The sequence below is a fragment of the Microbacterium sp. CH1 genome (assembly GCF_001595495.1).
Classification (GTDB): Bacteria; Actinomycetota; Actinomycetes; order Actinomycetales; family Microbacteriaceae; genus Microbacterium.
Genome location: NZ_LOSO01000022.1, coordinates 55,428 through 73,675, shown reverse-complemented (window position 1 = coordinate 73,675; position 18,248 = coordinate 55,428). Strand labels below are relative to the sequence as shown.

The window sequence follows — 18,248 nt, the reverse complement described above, 5'->3', positions numbered from 1 at the left end:
GGGATGGCCAGGAAGATCGACATCGTCGACGGACGCGCGGCGCTCGGTGCCGTGCGCGACGCGGAGGCCGCGGGGACGAAGCCGACGCGGCCGGAGCTCGCCACCGCGGTGCGCTACCTGCTGCAGTTGCTCGACGAGAAGGCGCCGGGCAACAGCGTCGAGGTGCGCGTCCCGCCGTTCGGAGCCGTGCAGGTGATCCAGGGGCCGCGGCACACCCGTGGGACTCCGCCGAACGTGGTGGAGATGGACGCCGCCACCTGGATCGCGGTCGCGACCGGCACGGAGGCATGGGCGGACGCCGCGACGGCGGGGCGCATCCACGCCTCGGGCACGCGTGCGGATCTCACCGGAGTCCTCCCGCTGCGCCCCTAGCGCCGGGCCACGACGAGCGGCACCCCGGTGTGCGGGTGCGGGAACACATCGACGGGCTGCCCGTAGACCTCCTCGACCCGTGCGGCCGTGAGGACCTCGGCCGGCGTGCCGGTGGCGGAGACCCGACCGCCCGCGAGCAGAGTGACGCGGTCCGCATGCGCGAGCGCGGCGTTGAGGTCGTGCAGCACGACCGCGACCGCGACCCCGGCCTCCGCCCTCCTGCGGATCACCCGCATGACGTCTTCGTGATGCTTGAGGTCCAGGGCCGCAGTCGGCTCGTCGAGCAACAGGATCCCGGTGTCCTGGGCGAGCACGCGGGCCAGCGCCACCCGCGCGCGCTCACCCCCGGAGAGCGAGGGGACGGAGCGCTCCCGCAGCGCCGTGACCTCGGTCGTCGCCATCGCTGCCGCCACGGCGCTGTCGTCCTCCTCGGCGGCCGGGCTCCGCGCCCACGGCGTGCGTCCCATCCTCACGACCTGCTCGACCGTGAAGGGGAAGGTGACGGCGTTCTCCTGCAGCAGCACGGCGCGTTGCCGGGCGAGATCGCGGGGACGGACACCCGCGACCGGACGGCCGTCGAGGAGGACGGTGCCGGACACCGGAGCGACGTCCCCCGCGAGCACGCCGAACAGGGTGGACTTGCCCGCGCCGTTCGGCCCGACGAGGGCGTGCACCTCGCCGGCGTGGATGGAGATGGCCGCGTCGTCGAGGATGGTGCGTCCGTCCCCGACCCGCACCGTGAGCCCCTGGCCCCGCAGGCGCGGGCTCACGCCCATCCTCCCGACCGCCGCCGCGTCCGCACGAGGAGCCAGAGGAAGAACGGGCCGCCCACGAGGGACGTGATCATGCCGATGGGGAGGTCCGCGAGCGGCACCGCCGTGCGTGCCACGAGGTCGGCGGCCGCGATGAGGAGCGCGCCGCCGAGGGCGGAGGCGATCACGAGCGGGAGGTGTGCGGGGCCGATCAGCATGCGCATGAGGTGGGGCACGACGAGACCCGCGAACCCGATGATCCCCGCGAAGGCCACCGCGGCGCAGACGAGCAGTGCCACCGTGACGATCACGACCATCCGCAGCAGCTCGACCGGCACGCCCAGATGCCGGGCGGTGCGCTCGCCGAGGGCGAAGAGATCCAGACCCGGCGCCACGATCAGGGCGACGACGATCCCGATCGCAACGAGCGGCGCGACGAGCTGGATGTTCGACCAGAGGGCGCCGTTCAGCGAGCCGAGCTGCCAGAACACGATCTGTTCGCGCGTCGAGGTCGTGCCGAGGAACGTGAGGAAGGCCATACCGGCGCCGGCGATGGCGTTGATCGCGATGCCGGTGAGCAGCAGCGTGACCACTTCGGTGCGACCGCCGGAGCGGCTCAGGAGGTAGACGGAGAAGACGGCCGCGAGACCGCCGAGGAAGGCGAAGGCGGGCGTGGTCCACATGCCGAAGGTGGCCAGGCCGAACGTGATGCTGGCCGCCGCTCCGAGCGCCGCGCCGGAGGAGACGCCGACGACGCCGGCGTCCGCGAGAGGGTTGCCGAAGATGGCCTGCATGAGCACGCCGGAGACCGCGAGCGCGGCGCCGACGAGCAGGCCGAGGACCAGCCGGGGGAGACGGAGGTTGTAGATCACGCCGTCGTCGGTCGCCGCGGCCGGAGTCCCGGCGGTATCGATGCCGAGGCCGCGCAGGAGGACGTCCAGGAGCGCGGTCGGCGACAGGTCGTACTGCCCGCTCGTGATCGACGCGACGCCCGTGACGAGAAGGCCGATGGCGAGGGCGATGACGACCGTCGCGAAGCGCAGTCCCCGATGCCGGGTCGGCGTCGGGGTGACGACCTCGCCGGTCACGAGGCGGGTTCCGGCGCGTACAGGGCCCGCGCGAGGGCGCTGATCACGTCGGCCGACCGGGGGCCGAAGCTGAGGATCTCGGCGTCCGCCATGTCGATCACCCGCCGGTGTGCTCCGGCGGGGGTCTCGGCGATGGCGGGGATGCGTTCGATGAGCCCGTCGACGCCGCCCACCGATTCCAACCCGTCCGTCATCATCACGAGCACGTCGGGCTGCGCGGCGACGAGTGCTTCCGCGGTCATCGGCTTCATGCCCTCCCAGCCGATCTCCTCCGCGACGTCGACACCGCCGACCGCATCGATGAGGGAGTCCGCCCCGGAGTCCTCGCCGAAGATGTAGTACACGTTGGCGCTCCCGCGTACGTACAGGAAGAGCATGCGTGCGCGGTCCGCCGCGGCGGACGGGGTGACGTCGGCGATCTCCGCGATGGCGGCGTCGAGCTCGGCGTCGAGGCGGGCGCTGAGCGCCGTGCCGCGCGTCGGGACGCCGAGGGCCGTGGCGATCTCCGTCACGAGCGCGTCGGTGGTGTCGATCCGGCGGTCGCTGGAGATGACGACGACCGCGATGCCCGCATCCCGCAGCTGCTGGCGGACCTCCTTCGGGCCGATCGTGGTGTCGGTGAGCACGACGGTCGGGGCCAGTTCGAGGATGGCCTCCGGGTTGAGCGTGTGCCCGGTCTTGGTGACGACCGGGAGATCCTCGGTGCCGGGGAACTGCGTGGACGCGTCACGTCCGACGACCTGATCGCCGAGCCCGAGCGCGAACACCGTGGCGGCGATCGTGCCGGAGATGTCGATCGGGAGGATGCGATCGACGTCCGTGATCTCGACCTCGCGGCCTTCGCTGTCGGTCACGGTGACCGGGAGTGCCGGGGCGGTGTCGTCATCGACGGGCGCGACCGCGTGACTCGCGAGGCACGCGGTCGAGGGTCCCGTCGCTGCGCGCACGTCGGCGACCAGGTCCAGATCGGCGAGAGGAGTCGAGGCCTGCGGGCAGGCGTCGTCGGCAGGGGGTGCCGCCGACCCGGGGCTGGAGTCCGACCCGGCGCACGCGGCCAGTCCGAGGGCCAGCGCGGCGGCGAGAAGCAGGGCAGGAGCGCGTCGCATTAGGCAAGGCTATCCTAAAACTTGACGCCCTCACTGGCGCCCCTCTACGCTCGGGATCGGCAGCTTGCTTAGCCAAGCCTAACCAAAGTCCACCTTCGCCCGACTGCCGTGCGGCGCCGCAGGGCGCGCGATCGATCGCGCCCCGCGCGCCGCGGAGAACCGTGAACGCCACAGCACATACCCCCTCAGCGAGCACACGCCTGCGTGTCCTGCTCGCCGCCCTCGTCTCCTGCGTCCTCGTCGCCGCCGGGGCGATGGTCAGCCCGCCGGCCCACGCGGCCGCGGCGACCGTCACCGCGGCGGCGACGTCCGCCGACACCAGCGGCCTCACCGTGCAGGTGCGGGCCGAGGGTCTGCCCGACGTGACGGGCGTCTATGCCGCACTGATCGTGTCGGGCACCGAGAGTGGCATCTCCGCCGGTGGTGGCTACGCCGCGTTCGCGCTGCCCTTCCCGAGCGTGCAGCAGGGGGCCACGTCCTTCACGCTGCAGGCGCCCGTGGCGTCCCTGGACCGGACGAAGACGTACGAGGTGCTCATCTGGCAGCAGCACACCGCGCCGACAGCCGCCACGATCTACGGCCGCGGCGACGTCACGGTGACGCCTGCGCAGTGGGACACGGTCTTCGGAACGACGCCCGTCGAGCCGGGTGAGACGGAGCCGGGTGAGACGGAGCCGGGTGAGACGGAGCCCGGGGAGACCGAGCCCGGGGAGACCGAGCCCGGGGAGACCGAGCCCGGGGAGACCGAGCCCGGGGAGACCGAGCCCGGGGAGACGGCCCCGGGCGAGACCGAGCTGACGCCCGCCGAAGCCGCCATCGAGGTGTTCCTCGCCGACGGCACGACGCCCGCTGCGGGCGCTCGCCTCCAGGCGGGTGACGAGATCGTCGTCAAGGGCACCGGATACGACCCGACCGCGAACGTCGGCGGACGCGGCGTCCCGATCCCGTCGAACCTGCCCCAGGGCGCCTATGTGGTCTTCGGCAACTTCGCCGCGACGTGGCAGCCCTCGCAGGGGGCGCCGTCCTCGGCGCGTTCGGTCGGTGCTCAGGCCTGGGCGCTCGCCGAGGATGTGCTCACACAGGTCCCGGCGCAGTACCAGGGTGCGATCCGCGCGCAGTGGGTGGACATCTCGCCCGACGGCTCGTTCCAGGTCACGCTCACGCTCAAGGACACCCCGGCGACGCCCGGTTCCTACGGGGTGTACACCTACCCGGCAGGCGGTGTCGTCAACGCCGACCAGGAGCGCAGCGTCGCTCTGAATTACCGCATCGCCTCGGGGCTGACGACCACCGTGACCGCGGCGACGGCCGAGGACGGCCTCACGGTCACGGCCGCGGCGACGAAGCTCGGTACCGTCTCCGGTGCCTACGCCGCGCTGATCGAGAAGGGCACGGAGGCCGATGTCACCGCCGGAGGCGGCTTCCTCGCGATGCAGTACGTGCGCGGCATCACGGGCGGCAGCTTCAGCGTCGACCTGACCGCGGCGGCGAGCGCTCTCGATCGGTCGAAGACCTACGAGGTGATCGTCTGGCAGCAGCACACGATGCCGAACGCGGACACCATCTACGCACGGTCCACCGTCACCGTCACCGACGCGCAGTGGAACGCCCTGCTGCCGTCCCCCGGGCCGTCGGTCACGACTGCCGTCACCGGCGCCACCGCGGCAGACGGGCTGACGGTGAAGGTCACCGCCGCCGACCTCGGCGCGGTCACCGGCGCCTACGTGGCGCTCATCGAGACGGGGACCGAGGCCGACGTGACCGCCGGTGGCGGCTTCCTCGCCATGCAGTACGTCCGGAACATCGGCTTCGGAGCCTTCGCCGTCGACCTGAACGCGGCGGCGAAGAACCTCGACCGGATGAAGACGTACGAAGCGATCGTGTGGCAGCAGCACACGATGCCGACCGCCGACACCATCTACGCGCGCGCAGCGGTCACGATCACCGACGCGCAGTGGCGCACACTGCTCGGCGAGAAGCCGACCGAGCCGCAGCCCCCGGTCACTCCGGTCACGCCGACGAAGCCGGCCGCGACCGTCCCCGGCGGGTCGCTGCGCTGGGCCATCTCGTCCTCGTTCACGAACTACATCACCGGCCCGATCGCCCAGGGCGCGATCGCCGTGTCCGGTGGGGCCACGCGCTCCGGCGGCCAGTTCCAGTTCGGGCAGACCGTGGGCGGCGACTTCGACGCGGCTTCCGGACGCGGCAGTGTCGTCTACCGCGGTGCCGTGCGCTTCACCGGCCACCACGGGCTGCTCGACGTCACGGTCGCCGATCCGATGATCCGGATCACCTCGGCGTCCTCCGCCACGCTGTTCGTGACGAGCGGGGGTGCGCAGGTGCCGTTCGCGACCCTCGACCTCTCCCGCGCCGTCCGCACGGCGGCCGGTGGCGCCGTCACCTACACGGCGGCACCCGCCGCCCTCACGGACGCCGGACGCGACCGCGTCCTCTCGGGGTACGGCACCACGCTCAACCCCGTCTCGTTCACGATCGGCTCCGTCGCCGCCGCTCCGTCGGGCACGACGGGAACGGTCGCGGCGGCCGCGGTCGTCCCGAAGGCCACGCTCCCGACGACCGCGCCGACGGCGGCCGGTATCGAGGTCGACGAGGAGAACCTCGCGGCGCTCGCCGCCGGGAAGACGGCCACGGTCTCCGCCTCCGGCTTCCGTGCGAACGAGGAGGACATCAAGGTGGTCGTGTACTCGACCCCGGTGCTGCTCGGCACGGTGACGGCCGACGCGGCGGGGGTCGTGACGTGGTCGGGTGCCCTCCCGGCGACGCTCCCGGACGGCGAGCACACGCTCACCTTCCAGGGCTCGGTCGATCGCGGTCTCGCGTTCACGCTCGCCAGAGCGACCGCGGAGATCGGCGTGTGCACGGTCGAGGGGGCGACCCTGCACTGGGGCTACAAGGAGTCGTTCCGCACGTACATCGAGGGCATCGCGCGAGGCGGCTGGACGCTCACCGACGTGGCCTACGAGTACCCCGCCTTCGTGTGGTCGAACGGCACCGGTTCACTGGACGACGCGGCGGGCTCGGGTCTGGTCACCTACGGCGGCAGCATCACCTTCACGGGCCACGACGGGGCACTGAACACGACGCTGTCGAACGCGCGTGTCGAGCTCACGGGCGACACCGGCTACCTCGTGTTCGACGTGACCGGAACCACGCAGGCCGGAGAAGCTGTGGCGCAAGAGGGCGTGCGTCTCGCGGAGTTCGCCCTCGCGGACGCCGCCGTCGTCGACGGCGCGCTGACCCTCGATGCGGTTCCCACGACGCTGACCGCGGCCGGTGCCTCCGCGTTCGGCACGTATGAGGCGGGCGAGGAACTCGACCCGGTCTCCGCCGTGATCCCGGTCGACGGCGCCTGCGGCACTCCCGCCGAGGAGGAGTCCGAGCCGGAGGCCGAGGCGGACGCGGCGGTGACCGCGATCAGCGCGCCGGTCGCCACCGAGGAAGCTCCGGTGTGGCCCTGGATCGTGGGCGGTCTGGTGGTCGTGGCGCTGGCCGCGACGGGCGGGGTGCTGATCGTGCGTCGCACCCGGAGGGGGGAGCCGGCCGAGACGACGACCGAGGTCTGAGTCCGGCGGCTACCGGAACCGCCCTCCCCGGTGATCGGGGAGGGCGGTTCGGTGTGCGGCTGCGTACGCCCGCAGAGGGTGGGACAATGGAGGCATGCCCTCCCACGACACCCACCAGACCGTCGAAGCGACCGTGCGCCGCGTACCGCGGTACGGCGTGCTCATGGGCATCGGGGTCGTGCTGGGCATCATCGCCGCCGGCATCCTGACCATGATCGGCAGCTTCGAGCAGTCGCAGGCGCTCGACGTCGTCTACCCGCCTGGTCAGGTCTTCGGTTTCCTGCTGCTGTGGACCGTGCCGATCGGGCTGGCGCTGGGTGGCGTCGCCGGTCTCGTGCTCGAGCGGATCGCCCGCCGCCATGACCGCGTCGTGAGGGTCGACCGGGAGACCGTCATCGACGAGGACTGAACTCGACGCTAGTCGGGCTTGACTGTTCGCGCATGCCGCCCGACTTCGCGCTCCGGCGCACCCGGAATGCCGTGAAACCCGCGAAAGCGGTGAAGACGCCAACGTAGCCAAGGACGAGGATCCACAGGCCGAGCCCGTTCTGGTACATCCAGCTCAGGTAGAGCAGATAGGCCAGGCTGCCGACGGATCCACCGAGCCCGCCACCGATGGCCATGTTCGTCGTGGGGAGAGGGCTCGTCGAAGTTCGCTTGCCGATGTGGGCGCCCAGGGCGGCGGTGAGTCCCGACACGATCCCGGCGACGATCGTCGGGATGACGATGAGGACGGTGAGCCATCCGAGGCCTGCCCGCGAGTCGGGAAGGTTGGCGATGTAGATCGGCACTTGCACGGCAGCCATGACGACCGCGAAAACCACGATGCCGAACAGGGCGAGGGAGACGGTGAGACGGCCCATGGTCAGCGGCCCCCGTGCTTGTTGATGATGTCTCTGAGGTTGTCGGCCTGGACGTTCCACGTCTGCTCCGCTGCCCACTCGGCGCCGAGAGCGGCGGCCTGGTTGGCGCCGACGGCCGTGGCGGTCTTCCGCAGAACCCACTCGCCGTCGACCTCGACGACTGAGAATTCGATGGTCGAGCCGGGACCGTCGAAGTACTGGTCGGAGATGACGGTGAACTTCACGCTGGTTCCCGTGGTGGTCACGACCACGTCGCCGGTCTCATAGGGCTCAGCCGAACCGTTGCCGATGATCGTGTCGGACAGCGTGAAGACGGCGCCGTCTGTGAATGTGCTGGACGAACCCGACACATCGAACGGGAAGATCTCGCCGGGGTACCTCTTGAAGAGATCCATGATCTCCTCCGCGGTGTAGTCGTCGGCCGAGTAGCCGAGTGCGTCGTCGATTTCGTACTGGTAGCCGGCCTGGTCGTACCAGGCGCGGTCGGACGGATAGTTCTCGGGATCGACCTCCCACGTCGTCGCGACAGCGGCGCGGATGTCACCGAGTACCGCGCTGTCCGCGCTCTGTCGACGCACCGAAAGACGGTACAGCGCGGCGAGTGCGTCTTCCAGCTGCTGGTTCGCTGAGCTGCCGCGTTGCGGGTCGAAGGCGCCGGGGTCGTCGACGAGCTGATCCTGCAGGATCTGCTGAGCGGCGTTGCGCTTTTCGATCTGCACCGCGGCAAGCTCTTTGATCTCAGCGACTTCGGATGCATAGTCGACGAGGGTTCTGCGCACTCTGCCGATCGCTGTCTCCACTGCTCTCGTGGTCGCGACCAGGTTCTTCAGTCGCTTCCTGGCGCCGGCGGCCGACTCGCCCACCCAGTTGTCGTGGAAGACATCGTCGGCCTTGCGGAGGTCGGTGCGGTCAGCTCGATGTTCTTTGCTAGTTTTTCGGAGGTCTTCTCCGCCTCCGTAAGCTCTTCCTCGAGCAGATCGAGGAAGAAGTCGACCGTCTCTGCGACGAGCGCGCTTCCACAGTCGTCGACGCGGGTGTACCCGCGTTTCTTCACACCGCTGAGTGCCGAGCGGGTCTGTACCGCCGAAGCATGCATCGCTGACGCGTTGAACGCGAAGATATCCCCCATGCCCCTGGATACTACCGAGTCTGGGAGATGAGCGGCTCTCGACGACGGCACTCCTCCTGGGCAGGAGCGGGGAGTGCCGTCGGGCGTCGCGGTTCAGGCGAGCTCTGCGATCACGGGACGGATGGCGGAGTCGAACGCCACGACGTCCCGGCGGAGCCCGTCCGTCACCGCGACCGTGAGGTCGCCGATCCACCAGATCCCGCGCTGCGACAGCGGCAGCACCTGCACGTTCAGCTCGAACGAGTGCGCGCGGCGTCCGATGTCACGCTCGAACTCCGCGATCGCGCTCGCGTACGCCCGGTAGGCGTCCCCGCCGGTGTGGCTCTTCATCGACCCGACGTACCGGTCGTGTGCGGCGGTGGCATACCGGAGCGCGGTGCCGGCATGCGGACGGATCGCGGTCGAGAGCGCTTCGGCGCCGGTCGCCGGGAGGGCCACCAGGGTGTCGAAACCGTCGATCAGCTCGAGCGGGACGCCGGAGTGGTGGGCCCGCGGCTCCACGGTCATGTCCCAGTAGCCCTGCCACTGCGTCTCGACCTCGGGGGAGGCGTCCGGCGCATCGGGTGCGCGCACGGACAGGTCGCGGAGGGAAGGCAGATCGAGGGGCGCCCTGATGCCCAGCAGCTGGCGCAGGGCGAGCGCGACGAGCACGGGGACGCTCGCGTCTTCGCGGATGAGCCACTGCGGCTTGTCGGCCATGGCCCCCATCGTAGGCGGGTGCGGCAGCCGTGCGGAGTCCCGGCACGGTAATGCCCTCCGCGAGCCGCGTCAACCCTCGCTGTGATCGCCGCGCCCGAGAGTAAACCTGCTCACACGCCGGCGGCCGTCGGCGGGAGTCGAGAGGAAGAACGATGTCGCAGAGCAATGCAGAAGGTGCCGCGGGCAGCGGTACGACCGAGTCTCCGGGCACCGTCCGGACCGCCGCGCATGAGGCCGCGGGTGTCGCCGACACGGCGAAGGGCCAGGCCGCGGACGTCGTCGAGACGGCGAAGGCCGAAGCCGGGGCGGTCGCCCACGAAGCCAAAGACCAGGTGCGCGACCTGTACCACCAGACCAAGACGGAGCTGTCGGAGCAGGCGGCGGTGCAGCAGCGCCGCGTCGCGGACGGACTCCGGTCCGTGGGCGGGGAGCTGGGCACGATGGCGGAGCGCTCCGACGGCGGTGTCGCCGCCGACCTCGTGCGCCAGGCGTCGACGCGCATCCAGGGCATCGCGGGCTGGATCGGCGACCGCGACCCCGGTTCGCTGCTCACCGAGGTGAAGTCCTACGCACGGGCGAAGCCCGGCACGTTCATCGCGGTGGCCGCCCTCGCCGGTCTCGTCGCCGGCCGGCTGACCAGGGCGCTCTCCGAGGGCGCCGCGGAGTCCGCCTCGTCTGGCGCGGCATCGGACTCCGGCTCCCCGTCGGTGGCGGGAGCGGCGGCACCCGCGGTCCCGCCGCGTGCCGTCGCCCCGGCGACCACGCCCGGCGCCGTCCCCGGCAGCGCGGGCGCCGCGGGAGTGGTCGGAGGCGCGGGCACCGCAGAGAACACCACTCTCGGTGAGCCGCCGCTGCCCACCGACGGCACCGTGCCCGGAGCGCCGGACGGCATGAGCGGGATCGATGCCGGCACCGCCCCGTGGGGCGTCACGCCGCGCGGCGAGACGGTCGACGACGGGGACACCCCGCTCTACGACCGCACCGACGCCGCCACCCGCGGATCCGACGAAGAGGGGCGACCATGACCGACGGCACCCCCACGCCCTCGGAGCAGAAGGCCGAGACCACGTCACTCGGCGATCTGCTCAGCGAGGTCACCACCGATCTGTCGACCCTCATGCGGCAGGAGCTGGAGCTCGCCAAGGCCGAGCTCAAGCAGTCCGCCACGCGCGCGGGCCGGGGGGCGGGGATGCTCGGCGGAGCGGGATACGGCGCACTCATGGCCGTGTTCTTCCTGTCGGTCGCCCTCTGGTGGGCCCTCGGGGCCTATGTCACCGGCCTCGGCTGGTCGGCCGTGATCGTCGCCGTCATCTGGGCGGTGATCGCCCTCGTCCTGTTCGTGATGGGACGCAAGCAGTTGAAGAGCATCGAAGGGGCTCCGCGCACCGTGGACAGCCTCAAGCGCATCCCTGATGCGGTGAAGAGGAATGAGGAGAACAAATGAGCGATTCACCCGAAGCGATCCGCGCCGACATCGAGCGGACCCGAGCGGAGTTCGGCAGGGATGTCGACGCCCTCGCCGACAAGGTCACCCCCTCGAAGGTCGTGCACCGGCAGACGCAGAAGATGAAGGGCGCCGTGCGCTCGGCGGTCGACCGCGTCATGGGCGCCGCCGACGACGCCGGGGACCGACTGGGGGATGCCTCCTCCTCGGTCGCCGACGCCGGACGGCACACCGTGGCCAAGGCGCAGGGCAACCCGCTGGCGGTGGGGCTCATGGCCTTCGCTGCGGGGCTCGTCGTGGCCGCCGTCATCCCCGCCTCCTCAAAGGAGAAGGAACTGGCCGAGGACATCAAAGAGAAGGCCCAGCCTCTCGTCGATGAGGCGACCGACGTCGCCAAGACCATCGGCCAGGATCTCAAGGAGCCGGCACAGGAGGCCTTCGCCGCCGTCAAGGATGAGGCCGCCGGTGCCGCCGCCCACGTCCGTGACGACGCGACCCACGCGGTCGACGAGGTCAAGAGCAGCGCGCAGGACGCCCGCGACAACGTCGCCGGCCAGAGCTGACATCCTTCGCCGTGCCGTAGCCAGGGCCCGACTCGCAGCGGCGAGTCGGGCCCTGCTCACGTTTCACGGGCTGTCGGTGGGAACGACGGCGGGCGCTTCTCGAGGAACGCCGCGATCCCGTCCCTGCTGTCGGCGAGCGCGAACGCTTCGCCGTACAGCCGGGTCTCCTCGGTGAAAGCTGCGGCGCGGGTCTCCGCGACGGCTGCGCGCAAGGCGGAGCGTGCCAGTGCCGTCGCGGCCCGCGAGCGTGGCCTGCCCGCTGTGAGAGTGGAGCAGGCCTCGTGCTGCAGTGCCGCCGGCGTGACCAGACGTGTCGCGAGCCCGTGGGCCAGCGCCTCACTGCCGTCGAGTGTCCGACCGGTCATCACCATCTCGCTCGCGAGGGCCGGGCCCACCCGTTCGAGGAGTCGGCGCACACCGCCGAACCCCGGAATGAGGCCGAGCGTCGGCTCCGGCAGGGCGAAGCGCGAGTCGGCGGTGGCGAAGATCGTGTCGCAGGCGAGCGCCAGCTCCAGGCCCCCGCCCATCGCCGCGCCGTGTACGCAGGCGATCGTCGGGAAGGGGACGCTCTCGATGAGCGTCATCAGCCCCTTCGCCCGCTCCGCGACGGCCCGCCCTGCGGCGCCGGGGTCGAGCGATTCCCGCCCCGCGCGAAGCTCGCGGAGGTCGGCACCGGCGGAGAAAGCCGTCCCGGAACCGCTGAGCACGACGCCCGCGAGAGAGAGGCCGGCCAGATGGTCGACAGCATGCGCGAGCTCCGTGATCATGAGTTCGGACAGTGCGTTCCTCTGCTCCGGCCTGCACAGCCGGACCTGAGCCACGGCATTCGCGATGGTGATGTCGATGGTCTCGTACATGGTCCTCATGAGTCCCAGATCGCTCCGAAGGCGGGGACGCCCTCTCGTTCGAGTCCCTCGACGAGGGACCAGGTGGTGGTGGCGTTGGAGATGCAGATGACGGCTTCGGCACCGCTCGTCCGTACGGCCTGACGTACCAGCGCGAGCAGATCCGGTTTGCCGTCGGCTCGCGTGTCCCAGATCAGCGCGCCAGGCACCGCGTCGCGGATCTCCGTCACGAGGGACGGACCGTATGTCTCGACGGGTGATCGCGCCGACCACACGAGGTGTGCGGGCGCGGTGCGGGCGAGCAGATGAGGCAGGCACGGTCCGATGCCGCTGCCGGTGGCGACCCAGACCACCTTGGTGAAGAGACGGTCGATGTTGCCCACTCCCGCGGTCGGGATTCCCTTGACCCACAGGTGTCGGGGCTTGTCATCGATGAGCCGACTGGTCCAGTCGCCCGCGCGGGAGATCGCCAGTCGGAAGCCGGACTGCCCCGGCGCGGGGATGTTGGCGAACGCATGCCATTCCCGGAGCGGGCTGCGGCTGATCGCGGTCGACGATCCGGCGAACGGCGTGACCCCGTAGTCGAAGCGGGCGATCGCGACATGCCCGGAGGGCGTCTCGATCTCGACCGGCACGCGACGCAGCCGCAGCCAGGGGAGGGCGATGCTCACGGTCGTCGCCGCGAGCAGCCAGATCGGAGCGGAGCCGAGATACTGCTCCGGTGTCGGGTGGGTCTGCGCGAGCATCCCGATGGTCTGCACCCACACGAGCAGGAGGAGAATCCACCCGCCGAAGCGGTGAGTGAGCTCGAACGCGTCGTGGTGGCGCGCGCGGGCGGACGGGAGAGACGTGACGAGCATCGCCAGAAGGATGACGGAGGCGACAGAACTGGTCGTCAGGAACAGCGCGGATGCGCTCGCGGCGAAGGTGCCGACGGTGAACACGACGTACCAGGCGGTCGCGCCGATCGCTGCTCCGACGTGCACCCCGCCGAAGCTGTAGATCTTCCCGAGCGCCCACCGGGTGCGCAGGGGGAGCGAGTGGGGTGCCCCGGTCGCCATGCGGAAGAGCAGGTTGATGACGTACTGCTGCCGGACGAGCGCCGCGACGAACACGTTGATCCCGGCCGCAGTGAAGGCCTGCTCTGGTGTCGGCTGCGGGAGGAGCGCGAACGCGAGCGCGTTGCCCGCGACGACCAGAGCGGCGAGCCGGTTGTACGGCTTCAGATACCGGGAGCGGCGCAGGCGTGCCCACCGCGAGGCGGGAGCACGGCGGCGGTCGAGTCGCGTCGCGGTGGTCGATGCGGTCATGCGGCCACCCTCGTCGGGTTCGCGGCGGCCGCATCGAGAAGGCGCAGCACGGCCTCACGATCGACCTTCCCCCGCGGAGTCAGAGGAAGCCGATCCACCGCCACGACCTCCGTCGGCACACAGTAGTAGGGAAGCAGCTCCGCGACGGCCGTCCGGGCCGCGTCGGGATCGACGGTGGCCGGGACGATCACCGCGGCGAGGTTGCGGGCGTCGCGGCGCACCGTCACCGCGGCGCTGCAACCGGGAGCGGATTCCAGAGCACGGGAGACGGAGTCGAGTTCGACGCGGAATCCCCGCACCTTCACCTGATCGTCTGTGCGGCTGAGATGCTCGAGTTCACCCTGCGGGGTCCAGCGCCCCACATCCCGGGTGCGGAACATCCGGCTGCCGTCCGCAGCGAACGGATCGGGGAGGTATCGCTCCTCGGTGAGGTGCGGGTTGCCGATGTATCCGGCGGTGACTCCGGCGCCGCCGACCCACATCTCGCCGCTCTCGCCCTCCCGCACCGGCCGAAGGTCCGAGTCGAGGACGTACACGCTGGTCCCCGGCACCGGAGCGCCGATCGTGAGCGGGCGGCCAGGGTGGTGCTCCACGAGGGTGTTGATGATCGTGATCTCGGTGGGACCGCACGAGTTGAGGAATCGATGCCCTCGAGCCCACTCGTCGGCCAGGGCCTGCGGACAGCGTTCTCCGGCGACGACGACGGTGTGTGCCGTGCTCCGATGGGAGGAGAGCGTGGCGAGAATGCTGGGCGTGGCGACCAGCACGTCGACGCGCTCCGCGGTGGCGGCGATGTCCGTCCCGCGGATCACCAGCGTGCCGCCGTGCACGAGTGCGCCGAACATCTCCCACATGGCCATGTCGAAGGCGATGTTGAGCACCTGCCCCACGCGTGTGCCTGCGGTGATGCCGAGATCTCCGGGAGCCTGGGTGAGGAGGTTGACGAGGTTGCCGTGACTCACCTGCACGCCGTTGGGGACTCCGGTGGTGCCGGAGGTGAAGATGACGGCGCAGGTGTCGGACGGGGTGGACGCCACGGGGAAGGCAGGCGACGTGGCCTCCCGCGGCTCGTCGACACAGATCACCTCCAGGCCCTCCGGCATGGTGCCGACGAAGCGCTCGGTGGTGAGCACGACCCGCATCCTCGCCTGCTCCGCGATCCGGCCCAGTTGCGCGCGCGGCGAGATGCGCGCGTCCTGCGGTGCGTAGGCGGCGCCGGTCTTGAGCACCGCGAGGACGCCGATGACCATGGCGATCGAGCGTTCGAGGAAGACACCGACCACGTCGCCTCGGCCGATCCCGCGCTGCCGGAGGTGCTGTGCCAGCCGGGAGGAGGCATCGTCGAGCTCGCCGTAGGTGAGTGAGGCCGTGAGATGCTCCACCGCGCATCGATCAGGGGCTTCCGCGGCACGGGCCTGGATCAGCGCCGTGATCGAGGTCGACGGCGCGACGCTCGGCGCGCCGAAGGAGGGCGAAGGCAGACGCGGTTCGTCGGGTCGCTCGGTGGGAATCGGTTCGATCATCGCTGGTCCTCTCTGTCCGGGACCTCGCATCGGGACCGGAGACGCGATGCGAGGCGGGACCGCCCACGCTAAGCAGCCGCGAAGGCGGGCGGAGGACTTCTTTCGGGACCGTAAGGAGTGGTGGTGCCTCCGCGCGCCCGCGAGCAGCTATCCACGCCGTGTCCCCGCACGACGACGGAGCACGACCCCGGTCGCCAGCGCGAGCACCGCCCCCGCGGTGAGCCCGAAGAGGCCGCTGATGTCCCCACCGGTCGAGGCCAGCCCTGCGGGTGGAGCGGGCGGCGGCGTCGGCTCCGACGGGGATGGCGGTTCCGCGGTGGTCGGGGGCGTGCTCGGGGAGGGCGGGGAGAGCGTGGTCGGGTTGGTCAGCTCGACGGCTACGACCGACCCTGCGCCGATCGTGAGCCGTGCGCCTTCCTCGGTCGTGGTCACGCCGGCACCGCGGAACTGCGGGCGTCCCCACACGACACCGGGCACGGCCTCCGCGGTGTGCTCCGACAGCGTCACAACCGCGCCCGCCGGGATCTGCGCGACGTCGCGCGCGGTGCCGTCCGCGGGCAGCATGAGCGTTCCGGTCACCGCACCGTCCGCGGTGGGGTAGGAGTAGTCGACGGCGAACGTCGCATCGGCCGGGACGAGGGGTGCCCCCTCGCCGACGATCCGTTTCGCGACCGAGAACCCGCCGCGCCCGTCCCCTTCGCCGTCGCCGCCCGCCACGCTCGCGCTCACGGTCGCCGTAGTGGTGGTGACGCTCGATCCGGAGACGGTGTTGGCGAACACCTGGCCGTTGTGCGCATCCGCCGGCAGCGCGGTCTGATACGACAGTCGATACAGGCGGTCGGCCTGCGCCGGCGCCGTGAGCTCCACGGTGAACGACGAGCCGGCGTCGCCCGGCGTGAGGACGAAGTCCGACCCCGCCGCGAGCGGGTGGAAGTCCGCCGGGTCGAACAGGCCTCCCGCCCACGCGTCGGTCGCGACCGAACCGATCGCCACGGTGTCGGGCAGCAGGTTCAGTCCCGGGGTCGCGGTGTCCGTGAGGGTCGGGCGTTCTCCACCGAGCAGTCGTCCGGGGACCCAGATGTACCACTCGATCGTCCCGTCGGTCGTCTGCACGCCCGACTTGGTCGCGTCCGTCGGCACCGGCTCGGGGCGCTGCGGGCCGACGCCACCACCGGGGATCTCCACGGTGATCGGACCACCGTCCCCCGTGGTGAAGGTCACGGTGTCCTCCTCGGTGGTCTCCTCCGCCTTCATCTGGAAGAACAGGGTGCCGTGGACGTTGTCATGCGTGAGGACGTAGTCGCTCAGCGTGCAGGCGATGGCGGTCGCCGCGACGGCGCAGGTGCCGACGGTCGCGCCGGCGGGGTCCCGCAGGGGGAACGTCGCAGCCACCCCGACGAAGCGGGGTGTCGTGGGAAAGGCGAGCGAGAAGGTGTCCCCCGGTTGCGCGCTGTCCGGAACGGCCCAGGTGGCCTCGAGTCGGAGGGTGTCGTACAGGTGGATGCCGCCTGTCGGTTCCACCACCGTCACCGCCGTGATGGCATCCAGCTCCGCCGCCTGCGCCGTCGGCGGCACCGCGAGCCCGACCAAGGCGAGGAGGGCGACGGCGCTGCTCGCCACGCCTCGCCTTCTCCCGCGTCGTCGCTCCGTTCTCTTCTTCTGTATGCGCACAGTCCACCTCTCCTGTTCTTTCCGGACACCCGGTCGTCGAGCCCGCCCGATTCGCCGATAGACTCTCACATGCGCGGACCATTACGCTACAGATGAGGACGTTTCGGTATCGCTCGATACGCCCCGCGCTCGAAGCGGGCCGCGAGCCGACGGGGCGCCCGCGGGCGGTAGGCTGTTCGAGTGGCTGCCTCCCCCACCAACCCCTATTCCGAAGCCGGCGTCGACACCGCGGCGGGTGACCTCGCCGTCGAACTGATGAAGTCGTCCGTGCGCGCGACGCACGGCCCCGAGGTGCTCGGCGGTGTCGGCGGTTTCGCCGGTCTGTTCGACGCCAGCGCCCTGCGCGACTTCCGGCGTCCGCTGCTCGCGACCAGCACCGACGGCGTCGGCACCAAGGTCGCCATCGCGCAGGCCATCGACAAGCACGACACGATCGGCCAGGACCTCGTCGGCATGGTCGTCGACGACATCGTCGTGGTGGGCGCGAAGCCCCTGTTCATGACCGACTACATCGCCTGCGGCAAGGTCGTCCCCCAGCGGATCGCGGACATCGTGCGCGGCATCGCCGAGGCGTGCGCCGCGACGGGCACCGCGCTCGTCGGCGGCGAGACGGCGGAGCACCCCGGTCTCCTGGGCCCGCGCGACTACGACGTGGCCGGCGCGGCGACGGGCGTGGTCGAGGCCGACGCCATCCTGGGCGCGGAGCGCGTGCAGGACGGCGATGCGGTCATCGCGGTCGCCTCCAGCGGCCTGCACTCCAACGGCTACTCGCTCGTGCGCCACATCATCACCCGAGCCGGGATCTCCTACGGCGACAACGCCGCAGACTTCGGCTCGACGTGGGGCGAGGCTCTGCTCGAGCCCACGCGCCTCTACACGCTGCCGCTGCTGCGCCTGATCGAGGCCTCCGGCGGGGTCCACGCGCTGAGCCACGTCACCGGCGGCGGCATCGCCGCGAACCTCGCGCGCGTGCTCCCCCAGGGAAGCTGGGTCGAGGTCGACCGCAGCACCTGGTCGCCGAGCCCGGTGTTCCGCGTGCTGAGCGACATCGCCGGTTCCACGCTGGAATCCGCCGAGGGCACCTGGAACCTCGGCATCGGATTCCTCGCCGTGGTGGCGGCGGACAGGACGGACGCCGCGATCGCGGCGCTGAACGCCGAGGGCATGCCCTCCTGGCAGGTCGGCACGGTGGGCTTCGGCCCGCGTCCGGCCGGCGAATTCGAACAGGGCGCCAAGGGCGTCGATGGTGGAGCGGTGCGCCTCGTCGGCGCCTACGCGGACGGAGCGAAGTAAGAGCCC

The 18,248-nt window shown here is 71.1% G+C and carries 18 protein-coding genes; 7 read left to right on the top strand and 11 right to left on the bottom strand.

All coding sequences use genetic code 11. The features are described 5' to 3' along the window. Positions 1–3: 3 nt before the first annotated feature. Positions 4–372: a sterol carrier family protein gene (locus tag AUV07_RS15195; protein ID WP_062637418.1), complete on the top strand. Its 369-nt coding sequence runs from the start codon at positions 4–6 to the stop codon at positions 370–372. On the opposite strand, the gene AUV07_RS15190 is transcribed toward AUV07_RS15195, so the two are convergent. The 3 genes from AUV07_RS15190 to AUV07_RS15180 are packed head-to-tail and all read right to left on the bottom strand — an operon-like array spanning position 369 to position 3,318. Then, positions 369–1,142 carry a heme ABC transporter ATP-binding protein gene (locus AUV07_RS15190; protein ID WP_062637416.1) on the bottom strand — a complete coding sequence of 258 codons (774 nt, stop codon included), beginning with the start codon at positions 1,140–1,142 and terminating at the stop codon, positions 369–371. The two genes, AUV07_RS15195 and AUV07_RS15190, sit on opposite strands and share 4 nt — an antisense overlap. Next, positions 1,139–2,212, bottom strand: a complete 1,074-nt coding sequence (locus tag AUV07_RS15185; protein WP_062637414.1) for a FecCD family ABC transporter permease — start codon at positions 2,210–2,212, stop codon at positions 1,139–1,141. Before AUV07_RS15185 ends, AUV07_RS15190 begins: the two co-directional genes overlap by 4 nt. After that, the gene (locus AUV07_RS15180; RefSeq protein WP_062637412.1) at positions 2,209–3,318 is read right to left on the bottom strand and encodes a heme/hemin ABC transporter substrate-binding protein; all 1,110 of its coding nucleotides are present in this window, start codon (positions 3,316–3,318) and stop codon (positions 2,209–2,211) included. The genes AUV07_RS15185 and AUV07_RS15180 overlap by 4 nt, the downstream gene beginning before the upstream one ends. A 161-nt stretch (positions 3,319–3,479) precedes the next feature. Between AUV07_RS15180 and AUV07_RS15175 the strand changes: the two genes are divergently transcribed. Further along, the gene (locus AUV07_RS15175) at positions 3,480–6,902 is read left to right on the top strand and encodes an HtaA domain-containing protein (RefSeq protein WP_062637410.1); all 3,423 of its coding nucleotides are present in this window, start codon (positions 3,480–3,482) and stop codon (positions 6,900–6,902) included. A 94-nt stretch (positions 6,903–6,996) separates the two neighbouring features. Then, entirely contained in the window at positions 6,997–7,311 is a 315-nt protein-coding gene (locus AUV07_RS15170) for a hypothetical protein (protein ID WP_062637405.1), read from the top strand. Here AUV07_RS15170 and AUV07_RS15165 read toward each other — a convergent pair. The 4 genes from AUV07_RS15165 to AUV07_RS15150 form a co-directional block, all read right to left on the bottom strand. After that, a complete protein-coding gene (locus AUV07_RS15165) occupies positions 7,295–7,765 on the bottom strand; it encodes a hypothetical protein (protein WP_062637404.1) in 471 nt (156 codons plus the stop codon). The genes AUV07_RS15170 and AUV07_RS15165 overlap by 17 nt on opposite strands. Before the next feature lie 2 nt (positions 7,766–7,767). Further along, positions 7,768–8,484 (bottom strand): hypothetical protein, encoded by a 717-nt coding sequence (locus AUV07_RS15160; RefSeq protein WP_157524108.1) that lies wholly within the window; start codon positions 8,482–8,484, stop codon positions 7,768–7,770. Between the two features lie 107 nt (positions 8,485–8,591). Then, on the bottom strand, positions 8,592–8,894 hold the full coding sequence (locus AUV07_RS15155) for a hypothetical protein (RefSeq protein ID WP_062637399.1): 303 nt from the start codon (positions 8,892–8,894) through the stop codon (positions 8,592–8,594). 93 nt (positions 8,895–8,987) lie between these two features. Next, complete coding sequence (locus AUV07_RS15150) at positions 8,988–9,593, bottom strand: zinc-binding alcohol dehydrogenase (RefSeq protein WP_082802994.1); 606 nt, start codon at positions 9,591–9,593, stop codon at positions 8,988–8,990. A 152-nt stretch (positions 9,594–9,745) separates the two neighbouring features. Between AUV07_RS15150 and AUV07_RS15145 the strand changes: the two genes are divergently transcribed. The 3 genes from AUV07_RS15145 to AUV07_RS15135 are packed head-to-tail and all read left to right on the top strand — an operon-like array spanning position 9,746 to position 11,600. Next, the gene (locus tag AUV07_RS15145) at positions 9,746–10,618 is read left to right on the top strand and encodes a hypothetical protein (RefSeq protein ID WP_062637396.1); all 873 of its coding nucleotides are present in this window, start codon (positions 9,746–9,748) and stop codon (positions 10,616–10,618) included. After that, positions 10,615–11,037: a phage holin family protein gene (locus tag AUV07_RS15140; protein ID WP_062637394.1), complete on the top strand. Its 423-nt coding sequence runs from the start codon at positions 10,615–10,617 to the stop codon at positions 11,035–11,037. The genes AUV07_RS15145 and AUV07_RS15140 overlap by 4 nt, the downstream gene beginning before the upstream one ends. Then, on the top strand, positions 11,034–11,600 hold the full coding sequence (locus AUV07_RS15135) for a DUF3618 domain-containing protein (RefSeq protein WP_062637392.1): 567 nt from the start codon (positions 11,034–11,036) through the stop codon (positions 11,598–11,600). Before AUV07_RS15140 ends, AUV07_RS15135 begins: the two co-directional genes overlap by 4 nt. Positions 11,601–11,656: 56 nt before the next feature. Here the strand turns inward: AUV07_RS15135 and AUV07_RS15130 are convergent, their stop codons facing one another. From AUV07_RS15130 to AUV07_RS15115, 4 genes are all read right to left on the bottom strand, one after another. Continuing rightward, positions 11,657–12,457, bottom strand: a complete 801-nt coding sequence (locus AUV07_RS15130) for an enoyl-CoA hydratase/isomerase family protein (RefSeq protein WP_062637391.1) — start codon at positions 12,455–12,457, stop codon at positions 11,657–11,659. Positions 12,458–12,462: 5 nt separating this feature from the next. Beyond that, complete coding sequence (locus AUV07_RS15125) at positions 12,463–13,755, bottom strand: ferredoxin reductase family protein (protein WP_062637389.1); 1,293 nt, start codon at positions 13,753–13,755, stop codon at positions 12,463–12,465. Beyond that, positions 13,752–15,278 (bottom strand): amino acid adenylation domain-containing protein, encoded by a 1,527-nt coding sequence (locus AUV07_RS15120; protein ID WP_062637387.1) that lies wholly within the window; start codon positions 15,276–15,278, stop codon positions 13,752–13,754. The genes AUV07_RS15125 and AUV07_RS15120 overlap by 4 nt, the downstream gene beginning before the upstream one ends. 147 nt (positions 15,279–15,425) lie before the next feature. Beyond that, complete coding sequence (locus AUV07_RS15115; protein ID WP_062637385.1) at positions 15,426–16,898, bottom strand: DUF5979 domain-containing protein; 1,473 nt, start codon at positions 16,896–16,898, stop codon at positions 15,426–15,428. 231 nt (positions 16,899–17,129) lie between these two features. Here AUV07_RS15115 and purM point away from each other — a divergent pair, with 231 nt between their 5' ends. Next, a complete protein-coding gene (purM, locus tag AUV07_RS15110; RefSeq protein WP_025104715.1) occupies positions 17,130–18,242 on the top strand; it encodes a phosphoribosylformylglycinamidine cyclo-ligase in 1,113 nt (370 codons plus the stop codon). The last annotated feature ends 6 nt before the right edge of the window (positions 18,243–18,248 follow it).

Bases quoted from the DNA above. Each gene is read 5' to 3' on its own strand.
- AUV07_RS15180 (WP_062637412.1), bottom strand. From the start codon at position 3,318: ATGCGACGCGCTCCTGCCCTGCTTCTCGCCGCCGCGCTGGCCCTCGGA.
- AUV07_RS15125 (WP_062637389.1), bottom strand. From the start codon at position 13,755: ATGACCGCATCGACCACCGCGACGCGACTCGACCGCCGCCGTGCTCCC.
- AUV07_RS15120 (WP_062637387.1), bottom strand. From the start codon at position 15,278: ATGATCGAACCGATTCCCACCGAGCGACCCGACGAACCGCGTCTGCCT.
- AUV07_RS15135 (WP_062637392.1), top strand. From the start codon at position 11,034: ATGAGCGATTCACCCGAAGCGATCCGCGCCGACATCGAGCGGACCCGA.
- AUV07_RS15165 (WP_062637404.1), bottom strand. From the start codon at position 7,765: ATGGGCCGTCTCACCGTCTCCCTCGCCCTGTTCGGCATCGTGGTTTTC.
- AUV07_RS15170 (WP_062637405.1), top strand. From the start codon at position 6,997: ATGCCCTCCCACGACACCCACCAGACCGTCGAAGCGACCGTGCGCCGC.
- AUV07_RS15145 (WP_062637396.1), top strand. From the start codon at position 9,746: ATGTCGCAGAGCAATGCAGAAGGTGCCGCGGGCAGCGGTACGACCGAG.
- AUV07_RS15150 (WP_082802994.1), bottom strand. From the start codon at position 9,593: ATGGCCGACAAGCCGCAGTGGCTCATCCGCGAAGACGCGAGCGTCCCC.
- AUV07_RS15130 (WP_062637391.1), bottom strand. From the start codon at position 12,457: ATGTACGAGACCATCGACATCACCATCGCGAATGCCGTGGCTCAGGTC.
- AUV07_RS15140 (WP_062637394.1), top strand. From the start codon at position 10,615: ATGACCGACGGCACCCCCACGCCCTCGGAGCAGAAGGCCGAGACCACG.
- AUV07_RS15155 (WP_062637399.1), bottom strand. From the start codon at position 8,894: ATGGGGGATATCTTCGCGTTCAACGCGTCAGCGATGCATGCTTCGGCG.
- AUV07_RS15195 (WP_062637418.1), top strand. From the start codon at position 4: ATGGCCAGGAAGATCGACATCGTCGACGGACGCGCGGCGCTCGGTGCC.